Source organism: Agrobacterium sp. 16-172Ci, from assembly GCF_053522725.1.
This window is the reverse complement of record NZ_JBNWBW010000016.1, coordinates 1-17,860: the sequence shown is the minus strand read 5'-3', so window position 1 is coordinate 17,860 and position 17,860 is coordinate 1. Positions and strand designations below refer to the sequence as shown.

At 51.6% G+C, this 17,860-nt stretch carries 15 protein-coding genes; 7 read left to right on the top strand and 8 right to left on the bottom strand.

The window, feature by feature from the left end:
• The first annotated feature begins 2 nt into the window (after positions 1-2).
• Positions 3-1,958, top strand: a complete 1,956-nt coding sequence (locus tag ACQZ40_RS15120) for a hydantoinase B/oxoprolinase family protein (RefSeq protein WP_065657530.1) — start codon at positions 3-5, stop codon at positions 1,956-1,958.
• A gap of 118 nt (positions 1,959-2,076) precedes the next feature.
• Here ACQZ40_RS15120 and ACQZ40_RS15115 read toward each other — a convergent pair whose 3' ends face one another.
• The 5 genes from ACQZ40_RS15115 to nocP all read right to left on the bottom strand — a co-directional run bounded on the left by ACQZ40_RS15115 (position 2,077) and on the right by nocP (position 6,312).
• Positions 2,077-2,997 carry a LysR family transcriptional regulator gene (locus ACQZ40_RS15115; RefSeq protein WP_065657531.1) on the bottom strand — a complete coding sequence of 307 codons (921 nt, stop codon included), beginning with the start codon at positions 2,995-2,997 and terminating at the stop codon, positions 2,077-2,079.
• 114 nt (positions 2,998-3,111) lie between these two features.
• Positions 3,112-3,837, bottom strand: coding sequence for a nopaline ABC transporter permease NocM (gene nocM / locus ACQZ40_RS15110; RefSeq protein WP_065657532.1), 726 nt, complete (start codon positions 3,835-3,837; stop codon positions 3,112-3,114).
• A gap of 1 nt (position 3,838) precedes the next feature.
• Entirely contained in the window at positions 3,839-4,549 is a 711-nt protein-coding gene (nocQ, locus tag ACQZ40_RS15105; RefSeq protein WP_065657618.1) for a nopaline ABC transporter permease NocQ, read from the bottom strand.
• A gap of 72 nt (positions 4,550-4,621) precedes the next feature.
• Positions 4,622-5,473 (bottom strand): nopaline ABC transporter substrate-binding protein NocT, encoded by an 852-nt coding sequence (gene nocT, locus ACQZ40_RS15100; protein WP_065657533.1) that lies wholly within the window; start codon positions 5,471-5,473, stop codon positions 4,622-4,624.
• 65 nt (positions 5,474-5,538) lie between these two features.
• Positions 5,539-6,312, bottom strand: coding sequence for a nopaline ABC transporter ATP-binding protein NocP (gene nocP, locus ACQZ40_RS15095; protein ID WP_065657534.1), 774 nt, complete (start codon positions 6,310-6,312; stop codon positions 5,539-5,541).
• A 252-nt stretch (positions 6,313-6,564) separates the two neighbouring features.
• On the opposite strand from nocP, the gene ACQZ40_RS15090 reads away from it, so the two are divergent.
• Positions 6,565-7,467, top strand: coding sequence for a LysR family transcriptional regulator (locus ACQZ40_RS15090; protein ID WP_065657535.1), 903 nt, complete (start codon positions 6,565-6,567; stop codon positions 7,465-7,467).
• Between the two features lie 359 nt (positions 7,468-7,826).
• Here the strand turns inward: ACQZ40_RS15090 and trbI are convergent, their stop codons facing one another.
• Together trbI and trbH are read right to left on the bottom strand one after the other, a co-directional pair.
• Entirely contained in the window at positions 7,827-9,134 is a 1,308-nt protein-coding gene (trbI, locus tag ACQZ40_RS15085; protein WP_065657536.1) for an IncP-type conjugal transfer protein TrbI, read from the bottom strand.
• A 12-nt stretch (positions 9,135-9,146) separates the two neighbouring features.
• Positions 9,147-9,581, bottom strand: a complete 435-nt coding sequence (gene trbH / locus ACQZ40_RS15080; RefSeq protein ID WP_410171769.1) for a conjugal transfer protein TrbH — start codon at positions 9,579-9,581, stop codon at positions 9,147-9,149.
• 536 nt (positions 9,582-10,117) lie between these two features.
• Between trbH and ACQZ40_RS15075 the strand changes: the two genes are divergently transcribed.
• The 4 genes from ACQZ40_RS15075 (at position 10,118) to ACQZ40_RS15060 (ending at position 15,014) form a co-directional block, all read left to right on the top strand.
• Positions 10,118-10,840, top strand: coding sequence for a RolB family protein (locus ACQZ40_RS15075; RefSeq protein WP_065657537.1), 723 nt, complete (start codon positions 10,118-10,120; stop codon positions 10,838-10,840).
• Positions 10,841-11,857: 1,017 nt separating this feature from the next.
• Positions 11,858-12,064 carry a hypothetical protein gene (locus ACQZ40_RS15070; protein ID WP_139103024.1) on the top strand — a complete coding sequence of 69 codons (207 nt, stop codon included), beginning with the start codon at positions 11,858-11,860 and terminating at the stop codon, positions 12,062-12,064.
• Positions 12,065-12,773: 709 nt separating this feature from the next.
• Positions 12,774-13,664 (top strand): RolB family protein, encoded by an 891-nt coding sequence (locus ACQZ40_RS15065; RefSeq protein ID WP_234902689.1) that lies wholly within the window; start codon positions 12,774-12,776, stop codon positions 13,662-13,664.
• Between the two features lie 480 nt (positions 13,665-14,144).
• Positions 14,145-15,014, top strand: coding sequence for a RolB family protein (locus tag ACQZ40_RS15060; RefSeq protein ID WP_180216475.1), 870 nt, complete (start codon positions 14,145-14,147; stop codon positions 15,012-15,014).
• A gap of 443 nt (positions 15,015-15,457) precedes the next feature.
• Here ACQZ40_RS15060 and ACQZ40_RS15055 read toward each other — a convergent pair whose 3' ends face one another.
• Complete coding sequence (locus ACQZ40_RS15055; protein WP_065657540.1) at positions 15,458-16,540, bottom strand: SIS domain-containing protein; 1,083 nt, start codon at positions 16,538-16,540, stop codon at positions 15,458-15,460.
• Between the two features lie 464 nt (positions 16,541-17,004).
• On the opposite strand from ACQZ40_RS15055, the gene ACQZ40_RS15050 reads away from it, so the two are divergent.
• A complete protein-coding gene (locus ACQZ40_RS15050; RefSeq protein ID WP_448748255.1) occupies positions 17,005-17,766 on the top strand; it encodes an SDR family NAD(P)-dependent oxidoreductase in 762 nt (253 codons plus the stop codon).
• The last annotated feature ends 94 nt before the right edge of the window (positions 17,767-17,860 follow it).

Below are 17,860 nucleotides of genomic sequence, written 5' to 3'. Positions count from 1 at the left end.
CAATGGATGCCGTTCGTACTGCCGTCATGAACAATCGCTTCAACGCGATTGTCGAAGAAGCCTCTGCCGCGATCTACCGCACCGCCCACACGACTTTTGTTAAGATCGTCCAGGATTACCAGTGTGCGATTGCGACCGCCGAAGGCGAAATGTTCGCTTATCCGATGTTGTCTGGCGTCAATGTCTTCGTCGGCTCCCCGTTGAAGCCGACGCTGGATGCCATCAGCCGGGAGAACCTGAAGCCAGGCGATATCATCATCACCAACGATCCCTTTGCCACGGACGGTCTGGTGACGCACCTGATGGACGTTACGCTGCTTTATCCGATCTTCTTCGACGAGAAGCTGATCGCGATCGGCTGGGCATTTGTCCATGCGTCCGATATCGGCGGCGCCGTTCCAGGAAGTATCTCGCCAGCCTTCACGGAAGTATTCCAGGAGGGCCTCCGTGTCAGGCCAATGAAGCTCTACGAAGGAGGGGTGTTGAACGAAGCGATCAAGTCGATTTTCCAGGACAACAGCCGAAGTCCGACCGAGTTGTGGGGGGACATTCAGGCCATGATCTCGGGCCTGAAGAGCATGGACCGGCGCGTCAGCGAGCTTTGCGAGCGATATGATCGTGAGAGTGTCGAGGAGGGGATGCAGGACGTCATCAACTACGCGGAGACCAAGGCCCGCGCGGTGATCAGGACGATTCGGGACGGTGTATATACCTTCTCGGACTATCTTGAAGGGATCCATGATGGTCAGCTGGCCTATTTCAGCGTGACCATGACGGTGAAGGACAGCGAGATCGAGGTTGATTTTACCGGCACGGATCCGCAATTGGCGGCCGCCTACAACCTGGTAACGGGGGCAACCACCCACCCCTACATTATCCAGTGCCTTTACGCCTACATCCTGACCGTTGATCCGCTGACGCCGCGCAACTCCGGTATCTTGCGGGCGATCCACGGCCATGCTCCGCGCGGCACGGTTCTCAACGCGGTCTATCCCGCATCCGGCGGGTCTCGTGCTGCATCAGCGACACGCGCCTACGACGTTATCCTGGGGTGCCTCAATCAGGCACTACCGGAGGGCCTTGCCGCAGCCGGTGGCGGTATGAGCGGGGTTATCGTCGTTTCGGCTCCCGATCCTCGTACAGGCCGTGACCGTGTCAACGTGGTGGGTACGATCGACGGCGGCGGCGGTGCCCGCCGTGGCGTTGACGGCCTGGACGGATCGGAAGTACGTTACTCACAGCGCAGCGTGCCAGTCGAAGTCATCGAGATCGAAACGGTGCTGGTCATGCGGGCGCTCCGCCTCGTGCCGGACAGTCGCCGCGCGGGAAGATTCGCCAGCGGCGCAGCGCTCGAAATCGAAATGGAAAACACGTCAAATCGCGCGGTCATAACGGTCAGAAACCTGAACCGGTTTGTGTTCGCGCCGTGGGGCTTCAAGGGGGGAGAGATCGGTCTTCTGGGTAAGGCAGTCGTCAATCCTGGCCGACCCGATGAGCGATCGGTCGGCAAGATCTCGGTTCTGGAGCTCGGACAGGGCGATATTCTCAGGATCACCAGTTCCACAGGCGGGGCGTTCGGCGAACCTCTTGAGCGGGATGTGGCGGCGATCGCGCGCGAGATCGAAAACGGCATGCTTTCCCCGGAGCGGGCCGCCGACGTCTATGCTGTCGTCTTCGACCGGGACGGTAAGATCGACGAGGCGGCGACCGCGGAACATCGCCGCGAACGCGGGAACCGAAAGTCAGACGACTTCAATTTCTGCATCGAACGCCAGCGTCAGGACCAGGTGTGGTCGCAGCAGACACGCAGGGAACTGGCATCGCGGGCATTGACCTATGAACAGCGCATCCGCAGCCAGCTCGTCGATCGCGTTCATCACCGCCTGTTGGCGAAAGGTGAGCGGGTTGATGCCGGGAAACTGGATCAAGTCATCGCCGAAGAAGCCGGCCGGTTGTAGCGGCGAGGGTCCTGTGATCGTAATCAGTTAGTGTGAACGGTCGTCTGAAAGTGCGGCTATTGGAAGGGATGCCTCCTCCAGGGGCATCCTTTGTTCATTCAGGATTTCACAAGCGCCGCTATTTTCGTGCTGAAATCAGGTTTTGCGCAGCCAACGTCGCAAACTCGACAAAAGGCAGTATCCCCGGAACCGGGCAATCCGGATTCCAGCCCACGGCCATTGAAATTTCGACGGACATATCATCGACAGCCCGCGTGACGACACCGTCGTTTGCCATCGCAGCAACCCACTCCGGCAAGAATGTAATGCCGACGCCCGCAGTCACCAAGGCAAGAGCCGTGGTGGTATCGGAGACAACAATGTCGTTTTCGATCAGTAGCCCGGCATTGGAAAGCTGCTTGTAGACTACCTCGAAGCTCGATAGCTCGAAACGCTTCAACGCGAAAACACCGTGCCCGGCGAAATCTGACAATCTCAACGCCGGTTTCCGCGCAAGTGCTGATTGGCAGGGCATGACGGCAACAAATCGTTCCAACAACAGGTGCTGAAACCGTACCAGATTGCTGTTGGATGGCGGTCGCATCAACCCGACATGGAAGTCACCGCGCTCGATCCCTCGCAGAAGCTCGATGGAATCGACCTCTTTGATGACAAGCCTAGTCCTGGGAAACCTTTGCCGGAAACGGCTCAAGATCAAGGGGAGCAATTGACTGGTGGCCGGGCTGATCGCTCCGATGATCAGCTCTTCTCCGCCGGGACTGAGACCGCCGGCTTCCAGCTTGGCATTGAGGATCGCCTCGTCGATTTTCAAAAGGATCTCGCGCGCGTGATCAAGGAATGATGCTCCCGCACGCGTCAGCTCCACGCGCCGCGTAGAGCGGATGAACAGTTGCACCCCCATAAGCTCTTCAAGCCGCTTGATCTGCTGGCTGAGCGTTGGCTGCGACATGTTCAGTCGGATCGCGGCTCTGCGGAAATGTAGTTCTTCAGCGGCAACGACAAAGCAGCGGATGCTTCCGATCTCTATTTGATACGACATCTCCGGTCACCAATACAAAGCAACGTAACAGTCAAACCCGAATATTTGAATGTTACGTCGAGATTCGCCTGAGCGCACTCTTTCGATCGGTAATCCAACGGGGATTTCCAAGTTCTAATGCGTCTCCGCCGCCTTCGGAGCCGTTCCGCCCACCCGGGCGCGCATGTGCGGATTGAGCCACCACTCCGCCAGCATGACCAGACGGCTAACAACGAACGTGATGGACAGGTAGATCGCACCGGCGACGATGAACACTTCGACCGGGCTGTAGGTGGCCGAGATGATCTGCTTCGCCAGACCGGTCACTTCGACGATAGTGATTGTCGAAGCGAGCGACGTTGATTTGATGATGAGCATCACTTCGTTGCCATAGGCCGGCAACGCTTGCCGGATGGCGATCGGGAACACGATTCTCCTAAACTGGAGAATTGTGGACATGCCAACAGCGCGCGCGGCTTCGATCTGCCCGAGAGGAACCGCCTGTATGCCGCCCCGGATGATTTCGCTGGTATAGGCCGCGGTATTGAGGGCCAGAGCGAGGATCGCGCAGAACCACGGTTCGCGGAACGACGACCACAGACCAACTTCCGTGAGGAACCCTCTGAACTGAGCCGACCCGTAGTAAATCAGGAACATCTGCACCAGAAGCGGGGTCGATCTGATCAGGTAGACGTAGCTGTATGCTACCGAAGAAACGATGCGGTTTTTCGAAAGCCGCATCAGCGCGACAGGCACCGAAACAACAAATCCGATGAGAAGCGATATGAACGCGAGCGCCAGCGTCGTGGGGACGGCAGCAATGAGTTTGGGGAACGACTCGATGATGAGTTGAATATCCATATTATTGGCTCCTCACACCGCGGTTCGCCCACTTTTCAGCTTTGAGAAAGCCCCGGTTCGAGACGGAGGAAAGAAGAAGGAAGATCACGAAGGCGGTGATGTAGAAGGTAAAGGGCTGCTTCGTCGAACCTGCGCCCATCGCCGCTGTCCGCATTATTTCGACCAGGCCGACAACGGAGATTAGCGACGTGTCTTTGAGCGTGAATTGCCAGACATTTCCAAGGCCTGGGAGGGCGAACCTAGCCGCTTGTGGGATCAGCACCCGGCGCAGCCGCAGCCATGGACCCATTCCAATGGATTTCGCCGCTTCGATCTGACCTGGGGGAACAGCGAGAACGGCAGCGCGAATGACCTCGGTGGCATATGCTCCGGCACTCACGCTGATGCAGAGGACGCCGATCACGAAGATTGGGGGCTCGATGTACCCCTCGTATCCGAACAGTCCATTGGCGATGGTGCGCAGGAGTGTGCCGCCACCGAAGAATACCAAAAAGATGATTAGCAGTTCAGGGACGCCGCGAACGACCGTCGTATAGACGTCACCGAGCAGGCGTAGTGACCAGAAACGGGATAGCTTTGCCGCAGCGAAAATCGAACCAAAGATGATTCCGAAAAGGTACGAAAAGGCTGCGACGACAACAGTCATCATCGCCCCGCGCACCAATTCATCGCCCCAGCCGGCGTCTCCCCATTGCAATAGTGTTAAATCCATCGACCACGCCTCAAGCTTGCGAAACGGATAGAGCGCCGGCCGCATGAGTGCCGACGCTCCAACTGAAAGAGATTACTGCTTGGGAGACGCGTCGTAACCGAACCACTGTTGGGACAGCTTCTGGACGGTACCGTCTGCGATGGCGGCATCAATTGCTTTGTCGAACAGAGCTTTGAGATCGGTATCCTCTTTGCGGATGCCAACGCCGACACCCTTTCCGAACAATCCCCCCGTCATCCTCGGGCCAAACATCTTCAGGTCCTTGTTGTCGGGCTTGTCCGTCAGAGGCTTCAGGAAGCTGACCGACGCCAGGCTCGCGTCGATCCGGCCTGCCTTCAGATCCATCACAACGTTGTCGATGGTGTCGTAGGTCGAAATCTGAACGCTGGGCATCATCTGTTTCATGAACGCTTCATGAGATGTACCGGCCTGAACGCCGAACTTCACGCCCTCAAAAACCTTGGTGAACTTATCCAACTCGGCTTTCTGATCGGGGGTGATATTGTCGAGCGGAAGGTTCTCGATTGCCGCCTGGGTTTTCAGAAGCGGGCTGTCCGCTGTCGTCAGGAACGTCATCGGCGTGAGGAGATACGGGCGGGAGAACGAAATGACCTCTTCGCGCGCCGGCTGAATTCCCATCGCCGCCATAATGGCATCGTAACGACCCGCCGTGAGAGAAGGAATGATCCCGTCCCAAGCCTGCTCGACGAATTTACATTCAATGTTCATGCGCTTGCAAAGGTCGTTTCCGAGATCGATGTCGAAGCCGATCAGCTTTCCGCCCGCATCCTTGAAGTTGTAGGGCGCGTAGGATCCTTCGGTCGCAATTGTAATGCTCTTGTAGTCCTTGGCCACTGACGGGCCCGCCACGACAAGGACGCCAGTCACAATTGCCGCAAGCGCATTCAAGTTGAAGAATTTCATAACGTTCACCTCTGTTGCTGTTATTGTTTATTTTCGAATGTTGACTCTTCTGCGCGCCTGCGCGCTCACAGAACGCTGGAGAGGAAGGCCCGACACCTTGGTGACGTCGGATTCTGGAATACTTCTTGCGGGGTTCCCTGCTCTTCAATCTGCCCCTTTTCGAGGAAGAGAACCTTGCTCGATACGTCGCGAGCAAAACCCATTTCGTGCGTCACCACGACCATTGTCCGCCCCTCTTCGGCGAGCTTCCTGATCACCTTCAGGACTTCGCCCACCAATTCCGGATCGAGGGCAGAGGTTGGTTCGTCGAAGAGAAGCGCGCTCGGCTGCATAGCCAGTGCGCGTGCGATGCTGACGCGCTGTTGTTGTCCACCTGACAATTGAGACGGGTAGGCGTCGTGCTTGTCGGCAATACCAACCTTGTCCAGGAAATCCATTGCACGGTCGTGCACGTCGCCCTTGGGCTGTTTGAGAACGTGTACGGGGCCTTCCATGACGTTCTGCAGGACAGTCATATGCCCCCATAGATTGAAGCTCTGGAACACCATGCCGAGTTGCATCCGCATGCGTTCGATCTTTTTGCGATCGACGCCGATCAATCGGCCAGCCGCATCCGTTTTGACGACGACCTCTTCCTGCCCAACTGCGATACGGCCCTTGTTCGGGGTTTCGAGGAAGTTCATACAGCGCAGGAAAGTACTCTTACCGGAGCCGGAGCTGCCGATAATCGAAACCACATCGCCTTTATTGGCTGTGAGTGAAATGCCCTTCAGAACTTCCAGCGTTCCAAAGTTCTTATGGATATCTTCTGCCACCAGGGTGGGCTGCGTTCCGTCCATTCGCGTTCCCTTGTTCTATCATTCCCGATCTCTTGCGATGCAGCGAAAAACCGTGCCGTTAGCACGGCCGAGAATGGCGCAGCCGGCACCTGTCCGGCTTTCATTCTCAAAGGTGAAACACGTATTGACGTGTTCACCGCGTACATTCTTCGAGAGTAGGACCCAGTTTTCTATTGTTACTAAAAGCTTGCCTTCCATATCGCAAGGGCAGTAATAGGCATGCGCCCATGTGCATATGTTATGGAGAAAGCAATGATTCAATCGCGTCAGTTAGAAGCGTTCCGGGCAGTCATGCTGACAGGAGGTATGACGTCAGCAGCGAATCTCGTCAGGATCACGCAGCCCGCGATCAGCCGGCTGATCAGGGATCTCGAAGAGGAAATTGGGATCAGCCTCTTCGAAAGAACGGGCAACCGGTTACGTCCTACGCGGGAGGCCGGTATTCTGTTCAAGGAAGTGTCGCGACATTTCAACGGGATTCAGCACATCGACAAAGTCGCGGCGGAACTGAAGAAATCTCATATGGGGTCCCTAAGGGTCGCCTGTTATACAGCGCCGGCTCTGAGTTTTATGTCCGGCGTCATTGAGACGTTCATCGCCGATCGGCCCGACGTGTCGGTTTACCTCGACACGGTTCCCTCCCAGACGGTCCTCGAATTGGTCTCGCTCCAGCACTACGATCTCGGAATATCGATATTGGCTGGCGACTATCCTGGTCTCACCGTCGAACCTGTCCCTTCCTTTCGTGCCGTCTGCCTGGTGCCGCCGGGGCATCGTCTCGAAGACAAGGAAACTGTTCATGCGACGGACCTTGAAGGAGAGTCATTGATTTGCCTCTCTCCAGTGAGCCTTCTACGGATGCAAACGGACGCCGCACTGGACAGCTGCGGCGTCCACTGTAATCGCAGGATAGAAAGTAGTCTGGCGCTGAATCTCTGCGATCTGGTAAGCAGGGGAATGGGGGTTGGTATCGTCGACCCCTTCACTGCCGACTACTACAGTGCAAATCCGGTTATTCAGCGCTCCTTTGATCCGGTTGTCCCCTACCATTTTGCTATCGTTCTTCCGACCGACAGCCCACCGCCGCGCTTGGTTAGCGAGTTCCGGGCAGCCTTGCTTGATGCTTTGAAAGCCTTGCCCTATGAAACCATTTGATCGTCAGGATCGCAGCAAGTTGTCAAAGATATCGGGTCCAGCCCGGTGTCGTGGTCGAAAGGCTGGCGAACCCGGCTTATCCCGTTCTAGAGGCCACCAGTCGGCGAGATTTACCCGCACGAAAACATTGTTGCTGGTATCTCCGTCGGCTCGGTATTCGCTTGGGATGCGATAGGCAGTGGGACCGGCGCGCAGCTCGTCGAAATCACGGCTAGACGGAGATTCTGTGGCGACTGCAGATAGAAAGATGCCTCCGAACACTGTGATTCCCGGAACGCTGTAATTCGAGCGGTTGCGTACTTTCGACACGGTGATGTTTTGCCCGAACATAACAGACTTGTTGGGTCTGGGCACGTGTCTCATCGATATGCTCCTGGGAAAACAATGTCCTGATCGACCAGCACATTGAATTTGTAACCAGGCCGGATCTCGAGCGTAGGCTGCACGTCCATGTTTCTCTGGATGGTCCGGTCAGCGGCACGACCGAAGGTCTCGGCGAAATTCCGCCGGGCCGCATCCGATGCGGTGTCCTGTGTTGCCAGCGTCGAGCTTTCCGGAACGGCCATGTCGATCCCCGTGCCGATCACCGCAATGAGGATGGCCGAACCAAACGTCTGGAGCCACTTCCGATCCACCTTATCGCGGAAACCGCTGTAGCCCTGCGCGTCCGTCCCGGACATGCCGCCGATCTGGAGCGCCGAGCCATTCGGGAAGATGATGTCGGTCCAGACGACGAGCACCCGGCTCTGGCCGAACGACACCTTGCTGTCATAGCGGCCGAACAGCTTCGTTCCTTGCGGAATCAACAGTCGATGTCCCGTCGCCGAGTCATAGACGTTCTGGCTTACCTGGGCAGTGATACGCCCGGGTAGGTCGGAATTGATCCCGGTGATCAATGTCGCGGGAATGACTGAGCCGCGCTTGAGTTCGTAGAGCGACTGTTGGGGGACGACACGGTTCGGCAGGTAGCCAAGTTCCTTGAGGTCGGCATTGAAGAAATCCTCCTTCGTCTTCTGGCCGTTCGGATCAACATTTTGTCCGCCGAGACCGGCGCGAAGAGCGGCGGCGTAGAGATCGGATGCTCCGGGAGTCGTTGCCGTGGAAACCCCGTTCGTCGTCCCGGCGGTGTCGTTTGTATTAGCTCCCTGCCTGTCAAACTTGCCGCGGTCGATAGCGATCGGTGAGTCATAGGCGGCGTCATTGGCCTGCAGCCGGGCCATTCTCTGGCGCTGCCGCTCACGAAGATATTGCTCGTCCTGCTCGCGCTGCAAGCGGGCGCGCCAGACCTGTTCAGATTCCAGTTGCGGTTCCGTCCGCGCATCTTCCCTTTGACCGGGCTGAGGTGTGAATGGATTGACGGAGCGCTTCTCCTCTTCCCTCTCGACCGGCGTCGGCTGCAGCGTCGTCACCTGCTGCGGCTCGCCGATGATGCCGTCCGAAACGCCGCGCTTGATCTGATCGGCGAAGGTTGACGCCGGATTGCCGGAGCTTGTGTCCGGGCCGGTGTCGCGGAAATACAGTCCGCGTGAGGTCAGGCCGTAGAAGATGACACCGAGGAAGGCGACGACCAGCACGACCACAACGATGATCGGCAGACGGTTAATCCGGCGCATGCCGGAGCCCGTTTCCTCGTGTGGAGTGCCGCCGAGCTTGAGCGATTGAACCATGACCGCCCTCCCCTAACCGCGTTTCATGACCGAGAGCGCGCTCGCCGGCTCCGCACCCGTCGTTGTGACGGTGTAGGCGCGGCCGAGTTCGACGCTGTCGGTCGACAGGCGCGCGAGCATCTGGCCCTCGAAGGGTATGACGATATAGGCGAGCGGCACGGTGCGCGCAGCACCATCCGTCTTCTGGTCGGTCACCACCGCATAACCCCATCCCTTGAGGGCCGCTTCCAGCGCCTGCCCGAAAGGCGAGCTGTCCTGCTTCGGCGAGACAGTCGCGGTCCCGGGGCCGATCTGCTCTGCGAGCCTGCTCACCATGTCGCCGGCAATAGCGTTCGCCGCCGGTTGGCCATCAAGCGAGGTCGACGCTCTGATCCCGCGAAACTTCAAGAAGTAACTGCCCCACGTCACCGCGCTTGCCATGAGGGTCTGTCCGCTCAAGAACAGCATCGCGCGCCGGCCTCACTTTGCCGCTCACAACCGATCTTCGCGTTCCGGACAATCGAAACCACCGGAAAGGGCCCGTCCGTGGCAGGATATATTAAAATGTAATTTTGAATAGGAACTGAGAAGTTTTCAGATCGATGGAGACCACCACGCAGTGCCAAGATAGATACATTTGCATAGTAAGGTACTATTGATGATATCATAATGTAATAAGTAGTAATAGGTTGTTTATTATTGGCGGAGTTTTCGATGTGTAGTGCAATTGTCAGCCTTTTGACTGTTACCTTTTGACTTATGCCACGCCACCGACGGATTCTGTACCGACAATTTTGAAAAATGTGACCAGAGCCAATAATTTCTTCTTGATCTGACCCCTAGCGGGGCCGAGCAGGAGACGTGGTTGGGTTAAATCGTTCGTGTCTCCATTGCTATCTACTTAAAAGGCCCCCCTCTTTTGCTCCCGAAGCCTTATTGACGAGAGCTTTATTGTTGGCTTCGTAATAGTCCTGTTCATAAGTCGGGCCGCTGTGAAGATGGCAATGATTGATATCTTACTTTCTTCTGGAAGCCGACCTCGGTTCATTCCATCGTTCTTGGATCGCAGGAAAGGTAGAGACGATTTTCGAGCATTTCTTCGCCAGGAACGAAAACGGTTCGACAAATTCATACGTGACGAGTTGATCCCGTTTCAGAAAAAATGGGGGGAGGGGCTAACAGCCTTGCTCCCCGAAGATGAAGTCGAAAAGATCGAGAAACTAAAGGAGATAGAAACTGTGCCCAGGGTTTGTCACCTGACCATAGAGGAACCGGAGGCTTACATCGTGGGGGAAAGAAGGACGGAATCCTTATCTGTCTATCTCTATTGCTCAAGGTCAAACATGCTGGAGCTTTTTTGCGCCAGACGTTTAGCTAAATTCGGTAGAAATGTTTTTGTTACCACCATTCGCCCATATCGTGACGATCTGGAACGTCGCCAAATGGTGGAGTTTTATCGGGCTGTCTTCAACGACATAGAGGTAAGTGAAGAAGATTTTCAAAGTTTTGTTGCTCTGCCGCTTTCATCCGGCTTTGTGGAGATCCCCAGCAAGAGGTTTGGGTATCGGTTCTGGCGTCGTACAGACGGCGGTGAAAAAGACTACGACATCCTTACAGTCGGCGACACCCATTTCTCGCAGTCTATTCCAGTTGTGAGAAAGAGAGCACGAAATGATTCCGATAGCGACAAAGAGTTTGAAGAAAAGAAAATAATTTACTGTCCCTAATGTGGGTTAGGTTTCCAGAATAATAGGAATACTTGTGCAGTGCAAATGATAATTTGTGTTTGTTATATGTTTATTAACGCCGTCGATCATATTTGTAATATATTATTCATTTAGAAATGTAGATTAGAATATGGAATATCGATGTCTGCTGTGAAGTGAATGTAGCGATAATATAGGCTGTTTTTATCTCAGAAGTATTTATTTTTATTATATACTTGAAATAATTATGCAATGTAGAGTGTTGATGGCAATGACAAGTTAGATGGGCAGCGATAATTAAGCTCTGCACAACCGCTCAGTAAACTCTCAAAAGACGTCGTTCATCACTTTCACAACATAGGCGATGGTGTAACATAAAAGATTTCGGCCCGCTAATCTCGGATTGAGAAATCAACGCCACACTCCTTTTGACTTTTTTAATCTGGTTTCTAAATTGAATTACTAATCTTTGAAAATGGATATTTATGCTTTATGACTTTATCGCCGCGAATAATTAAAGGAGATTTAGGCGCAATTTCAGGCGCTCATTTCGCGATGGGCCCACGGTTGATGTAAAACACTACCTAACAAATTTGGAAAAGACGCCAACCACCGGCATAGTCGGTCCAAAGTCGCATCCACTGAAATATTCAATGGTTTTTTGACGGATGAAAATATGATTGATGTACACTAGTTCCATTGTTGAGTAGTTAACGCCTCAATATATGGAAAATGCCTCCTGATTTCCCAATTCATCCTTTTGGCATTTTGAGCGGCCGCCTATAAGTATTAGAACCTCTGCTCTCACACTCACCATCTAAACATCGAGCAATGAGTTATTCTTGGACAGACTTAAGGGGCATGCCGGCCGGAAGCGTAATAAATTTGGTAAATCACCAGCAAATTTTGCTTAAGGCAACTTGGGGTAGCCAATTTCAAATTCCGGATACCAGCGAAGTTGTTGAGACAAGCGAGTTATACTTTCTATACGGAGCGAAAGAATTGCTCACAAATTTCAATGAGCAGACTGGTTCTCTCATGATGGATGAAAATGCGAAGTGGGGGGTGTCTGACTTAGCCCCCTGGCAGTTGCCGCGAGGCTTCGTGACTGCAAACCGCTTCACAACCTACATTGCGCTGTTCAAGAGCAACCTGTTCAACGCTGAGAACCACGACTTTGTCAAATGGTCGCGCTGCGCGGTTAAGGTCAACTATCCTGTCGTCGCCGTCGGGTCGCTCGCGTAACACGCGATGACAAAATCAGAGCTAGGTTGCAGTACTATCAAACGAGACGCCTTAACAATAAATCTTTTGTTATATAACTCAGTTGTATCATTTCGTTTTGTAACGTTCCTACTTAAGTGCCGTCATATTTACTATTTCATAATGATCGAATGAATAATATATGAGTACGTCGTTCTAAATATTTACCGACGAAGTCCATTGAAATTCTGGCAGGAAAGTATTCATAAGAATGTTTCATCGCTATTAAATTAACGTAAGGTGTATGATTGGTAAAAAAGTATTTTATAATATGTGATGACATATTATAAATTGTTAAATTGTAAGAAGTTGGAAAGAGGAGCATTCCCACACATTGAAAACTGGAGTGGCGAGATCCACTCACGACAACAGGAAAATTAGTGCGACCGCGGGATTGAAACGCGCTCTGATCGTCTCTCTTGTCCTCGTCATCTTACCTATTACTTTCGCTATCATCGTGCTCTTTAGTTTAATTGGCCAGCGCGGTGTAACATTCGTACCCCCGATTGCCGATTAATTGAGACTTTTTCACATCGAATTTATGTCAATATTCGGAGGCCCACTTCCCCACAAGCGTGAAGGCTTTCGGCTCGCTTTTGACTTTTGCGCCAGACTTTTCTTTAGTGGGTCATACTCCCACGTAGAACTTTAATCATTCACCCGAATGATTAAAGCGGCACCGGACCCGAACTTGTCCAATCGTTTGGGAACGATCCCTGTTGCATATTCAAGTGACAGCATTTTGATCGACAAAAACTCGCAACAATCCCAGGCCATGCCAAATTTGGCACCAACTGTGGCCCACCTTTACACTATAAGTATGCTTCATGCTCAGGAGCTTAAGAGAATAAATTCTCTACCTTATAGAAAAAATACTACAAGTATGGGCTATACACGTCCTGTTTTCCCAATGATCGATTTGTTTGATGTAAGCGATCATGCCCTCGCAAAGGTCGCTCTAATCGGAGCGAAGGCAGAATATCGTGAATTCGTGGAGAAAACCCTAGCCAGCGCCCAAAAATCTTGGGTTGCCTCGCTGAGGTACCATGACGATCCGGACGGTGCTGTTGGCGAAATCCTGGCGCGATTTGCAAAAAGTCCCTGTCTCCACGGGCCGAGACTGGAGCCGTTTGACACAATTTTTACCGATCGTCCCCTCCTTTATGTCTATGGCCCTCGCGAGAAGATCATACAATATGCGAGAAATGCGATCGTGTCCGTTCATGCAACGATTGGCCTTGTGGCATGTTCCGTAGCGCCTTATGACGAGGGTGTTACGTACCAGAGTCTTCGCTACAGGCATAATCAGATTTCCCCAGGTTCCTGCCTTTTTGAGGATGCTTTAGAAGCTTATATTGCTTTTTTTCCAAGCAGGTCATTTCTGAAGTTGCCCTATTCTCTTTTAGAGGTTCACAGAGGGTATGTTCATAAGTACTTCGCCCTGCAACCCGGACACCGCTTTTGGTGTGAAGTCATAGCGGTTGGTTTGACTTTTCCTCCAACGGGTACGGAAAGACCAGGTGACAAGCCTACCCTCGCGAATAAACGCCCTCGGGGGAGGCTGAGTTGGTGCATCAGTTAAGAAGAGATATCTGCAGCCCTATATGGGGAGCAATGCGGCGTTCATCGGAATAAAGCCGGAAGGTCGACTCAAAATCAGTATCCCGATCGCAAGCATCTTATCAGAGTATATGGGGTTTGCGCTATAATATTCTTAATGCATGCCTATGTAATATCATAGACTTGTTTATTTTCTGTCTTTCTGCTGTGAACGTTGTTTTTATGTTTGAATAAATAGTCTGTAAAATATTGAATTAGTTTTAATGATGAGTATTGTTCTGATTCGGCTTAATCGTATTACTGTCTCAAGACACATAATCCAATATTTCGTAACAGGCTACAAGAATACTACACGCATGCACCAGATGTTGCAAAAAAGTCAAATAAGCCACTGTATTGTGCTCATAAAATCAAACCATTTACGTGCAAATGTCTATAAATGTAATAAGCCGATAGAAAAAAATGTGATTAGCGCAAAGTAAATCGTGTATTTCTCGACATAATGGTTCCTTCAAGGCCGAACTTTGAGCCTTTTAATCTCCTATCCATTGGCGATTGTCGAGAAATGTGCTTCATAATCGGGTGTATTTGCTCGCTATATCGTATTTATATTCGAGATAATCTCCTCCTTTATCAGGAGATCTGGGTAAAATATTGGGTGAGCAAATTTAAAGAGGGCGAACTGAAGAGCGAGATCGCCGCGATGTATCTCCGTTTTCCATTTCCGCATCCGCTGGAGATTCAGTCCCCCGTTTATCCGGAGGTGATCTGTAGCAACGCGAAGCCGATTTACATCTATTCCTCAAGGGACGCCGTACTGAGCTATGTGCAATCTGGGGATGTCTGCCGATTTGGTAAGACAAATGTGCTTGCATGTACATTGGCTCCATACCAGTCAGAAGTCTCAATCAAAACAGTACGACATTTGTTCAAGTGTTTACGCCGTGAAAATTGTTTTGGGGACGACTCCGGTGAGGGCGATTTGAGTCATTTTGTGGCCATCCTTCCCACTACCTCTTTCCGGGATGGGCCGCGGTTTCACCTCGGAGGCCAAACTGTTCAATTTTTTTGGAGAGAGGGAGGTGTGGAGTTCCGCCACGACATTCTTGCGTTTGGCAAAGCGTTATTCATTGGAAAGCTGGCCGACGGATTGTCATGCGACTGGAATTGCGCGGGGGAGGATTCCTGTTTGGAACGTGGTGAGACTGCTTCATGGAGAGGCAAAATTCCAATGACCGTTCGAGAATCGAGAACACCTGATGCACTGCTTTCCGGAAATTTGGAGCCGAGTGTTCGTCATAAAGCTTGGAAGCGCTTCATGAAAAAGATTCAGGAAAAACGCAGATCCTTTTCAAAATTGTTTTCTCTTTGATCAGAGCAGTAGGGAATGTATTTTGTTTGAGAATGACGCTGGTTACGCTTTCGATTTTGTCAGTTTCAATAATAAGTTTGTGATATCTAAAATGTAATCAGAAGTATTAAATGAACCAGAACTTAATATTTTGAACTTTAAGTTTACTAAATTATGAAAATCACGGCATATAAAATATATGTCCCAATTAGTTTAGGATTTTTATCAACGACGCTTAAATTATTTATCGGGTCACTACGCATATTGTGATTAGAAATATCAACGATACGAAGTATTCGTAGAGCCACCGATAATTTATTTAACAGTACATAAGAAAAACAAACGTTACATGAATTTCTGAAACAACACAAACACAGATAAAGCCACACACATTTATGACATAGGCAGAGATTATTCAATATTGCGTAAGATCACGCGATTTCTGGCAGGAGCATGTCTTCAACTCAGCCCAAATGGCAGTTGAAATACTGGAACCGCCCCATATGCAGGAGCGGATCATTCATTGTTTGTTTGGTTGCCTTTGCCAACATGGGAGTCCAAGGTTTCAGGCAAGCTTCGGCAATGAGAGGGCCAACGATCTTCAGGATTTCTGGGTCTATGCCCGAAGCGTCGAAGTCCTTGGTATCAAGCACGTGAAAGCTTACCGGATAGTTTTTGGCTGCTTCCTCAAAAAAAGTCTTGACATCGAGCATGCTACCCCGGCTCCCTCCTCCTGGGACGGTGAGAATATACCGCGCCTTCGTACCAGGACGCACTGTCTCCACGACACTGTGGAAAAAGTCAGTGGCCCCAACAACATGCACGTCGAACCCGAACCTCTCCTGCAGAACGCAAAGCCCGTAAGCGTGCGGGACGAGTAGGTCAGATCCTGAGGCTATGAAATAAAGGGGGGTATCACTCTTGAAGTCTTCAGCAAATGCCTCTCCAGCCAACACACACTTCCTTGCAGCATGGAACAATGCCACCGGTAGCGCTTTCAGGGATGATGCCAGGGCTGGCATAAAGCTCCAACTTTCCTTGATTTCCAAAATACCGCCAGTAAATGACGCCATTAGCATGTGGGTAGCATGGAAAGCCTGGGTTGTTTCCCCGGTGAAAAATGCACTGTGACCATGTGAGGCGAGCGGGGTATCTTGAGACTTCGTGAAGACCACTGTTTTACAAGGCTTGTCCTTCAGGCGCTTCGCCGCTTCTACAGTTTCTGGAGTTTTCCCGGACTTTGATGACAGGATAATTAAAGTGTCTGCGGCATCAGCGATTGATGTGTTGGCTTTCAGTAGGTCCACGAATCTCGAAGCGGCGTGGCTAATGAAGCAGAGGTTTTGCGCAACCTCGTCAGTATACGCATTCAAGCTTTTTCCGATTGCCAACCCAGCACCAGCAGATACGAAGAACACCTGCCTCAGTCCATTGGCGGCGAGGCGCCGCCCGGCTTCTGCGACATTTCCAAGCTGTTTGATCGTAGGGTCAAGTTCCTCAGCGATCTTGGCTGGTTCGATCGACAGGGGTGTGTAGAGCATGTCCATCGAGATGAATTATGCAAAACAAATGCTCGTGTAATATGTTGTTGATTTGTGGGAGTATAATAGACAGCGAGGCTATTTATCCTTTTTAGAAACGCGAAAGACGTCACATTGAGCGTCACACGCATTTTTTTCTTGCTGTAACACGTTGGTTTAGTTCACTTTTGACTAGCGAGGCTTGGCGTGTCAGAGCATCTATTCAAAAGTCACTAATGGGCGCGGATCAAGGAAAAGTAAGATGGAAGGAGAATACGAGCAACATGTAGGCCCGGATAGTATGTCCCACACGCCGAAATCAACGACAAAAATGGTAGAAAAATATCAGTTAACTGAGATACTTACGTCATGGCTCACGTGCTGATTGAAAAATAATTAGTATAAACAAGGACGGCAACAACAAAAACCAAAACAACTATATTCATCAATCTTATCTAGTTCTCAAAAAAATCATATCTTCACACGTGAAAATGCCAATTTCTCAGGCCTACCTTGGCTCTGCAGAGCCCCCAAGTGGAATCAAAAGTTTTTACTTCATCCGACATGGCACGACCGACCTCAACGAGAAGGAGATGGTCGTTAACGGCGAGAAGCACTGGGGCGTGCAAGGTTCGGGAACGAACATTGGTCTTAATGAAAAAGGGGTACGCCAGGCTCTGTTGGCCGGCAATGTTCTTCGGACCCTTCCAATAAGCAAGGTTGTCTGTTCACCACTTTTACGTGCACTTCAGACTGCCTTCATCGCTAATCCGGGCTGTCCCACCTTTCAGATTGAAGATGATCTTCAAGAGCGGGATTTTGGTGAACACGAAGGCGGCTTTGGTCCGCTTCAGATGTTTGAGGACAACTATCCCGATTGTGAACCTACTGAAATCTTCTCAATCCATGTCGCCAAGGCTCTCAAGCATGCACGTAAAGAAAACGTGCTTCTCGTCGCCCATGGAGGTGTGCTGAGGGTTGTCGCGGCACTGCTCGGGGTTGCTATAACTGATGAGCATACCGACAATGGGCGTGTTCTACATTTCAGTCTGGATGCCGGAAACTGGTCTGTGCGTGTAATCCAAAGTCGTGTAGTTATGGTCACTGGCGCAACTCGCGGCATCGGCAAGGCCATCGCGCAAGAACTTATTAGGCACGGCTATCGAGTGAGTTTGGGTGCCCGCAACGTACAAGATCTGGAAGCAGTTTTTGGCGACCAGAACGAAGCTCTTCACTATGCATGTTTTGAGTAACCATCCGGACTAGGCCGCAGACCTTATGAATTTGGCTCATCAGCGATGATGCGTTCGATCTTTTCCGGATCACATTGCTCGTCGATAAGGAACT

What these genes read in the sequence shown, in the direction of transcription:
- ACQZ40_RS15120 (WP_065657530.1), top strand. Translation starts at nt 3, where the DNA reads ATGGATGCCGTTCGTACTGCCGTCATGAACAATCGCTTCAACGCGATT.
- ACQZ40_RS15115 (WP_065657531.1), bottom strand. Translation starts at nt 2,997, where the DNA reads ATGTCGTATCAAATAGAGATCGGAAGCATCCGCTGCTTTGTCGTTGCC.
- nocM (WP_065657532.1), bottom strand. Translation starts at nt 3,837, where the DNA reads ATGGATATTCAACTCATCATCGAGTCGTTCCCCAAACTCATTGCTGCC.
- nocQ (WP_065657618.1), bottom strand. Translation starts at nt 4,549, where the DNA reads ATGGATTTAACACTATTGCAATGGGGAGACGCCGGCTGGGGCGATGAA.
- nocT (WP_065657533.1), bottom strand. Translation starts at nt 5,473, where the DNA reads ATGAAATTCTTCAACTTGAATGCGCTTGCGGCAATTGTGACTGGCGTC.
- nocP (WP_065657534.1), bottom strand. Translation starts at nt 6,312, where the DNA reads ATGGACGGAACGCAGCCCACCCTGGTGGCAGAAGATATCCATAAGAAC.
- ACQZ40_RS15090 (WP_065657535.1), top strand. Translation starts at nt 6,565, where the DNA reads ATGATTCAATCGCGTCAGTTAGAAGCGTTCCGGGCAGTCATGCTGACA.
- trbI (WP_065657536.1), bottom strand. Translation starts at nt 9,134, where the DNA reads ATGGTTCAATCGCTCAAGCTCGGCGGCACTCCACACGAGGAAACGGGC.
- trbH (WP_410171769.1), bottom strand. Translation starts at nt 9,581, where the DNA reads ATGCTGTTCTTGAGCGGACAGACCCTCATGGCAAGCGCGGTGACGTGG.
- ACQZ40_RS15075 (WP_065657537.1), top strand. Translation starts at nt 10,118, where the DNA reads ATGATTGATATCTTACTTTCTTCTGGAAGCCGACCTCGGTTCATTCCA.
- ACQZ40_RS15070 (WP_139103024.1), top strand. Translation starts at nt 11,858, where the DNA reads ATGATGGATGAAAATGCGAAGTGGGGGGTGTCTGACTTAGCCCCCTGG.
- ACQZ40_RS15060 (WP_180216475.1), top strand. Translation starts at nt 14,145, where the DNA reads ATGGTTCCTTCAAGGCCGAACTTTGAGCCTTTTAATCTCCTATCCATT.
- ACQZ40_RS15055 (WP_065657540.1), bottom strand. Translation starts at nt 16,540, where the DNA reads ATGGACATGCTCTACACACCCCTGTCGATCGAACCAGCCAAGATCGCT.
- ACQZ40_RS15050 (WP_448748255.1), top strand. Translation starts at nt 17,005, where the DNA reads ATGCCAATTTCTCAGGCCTACCTTGGCTCTGCAGAGCCCCCAAGTGGA.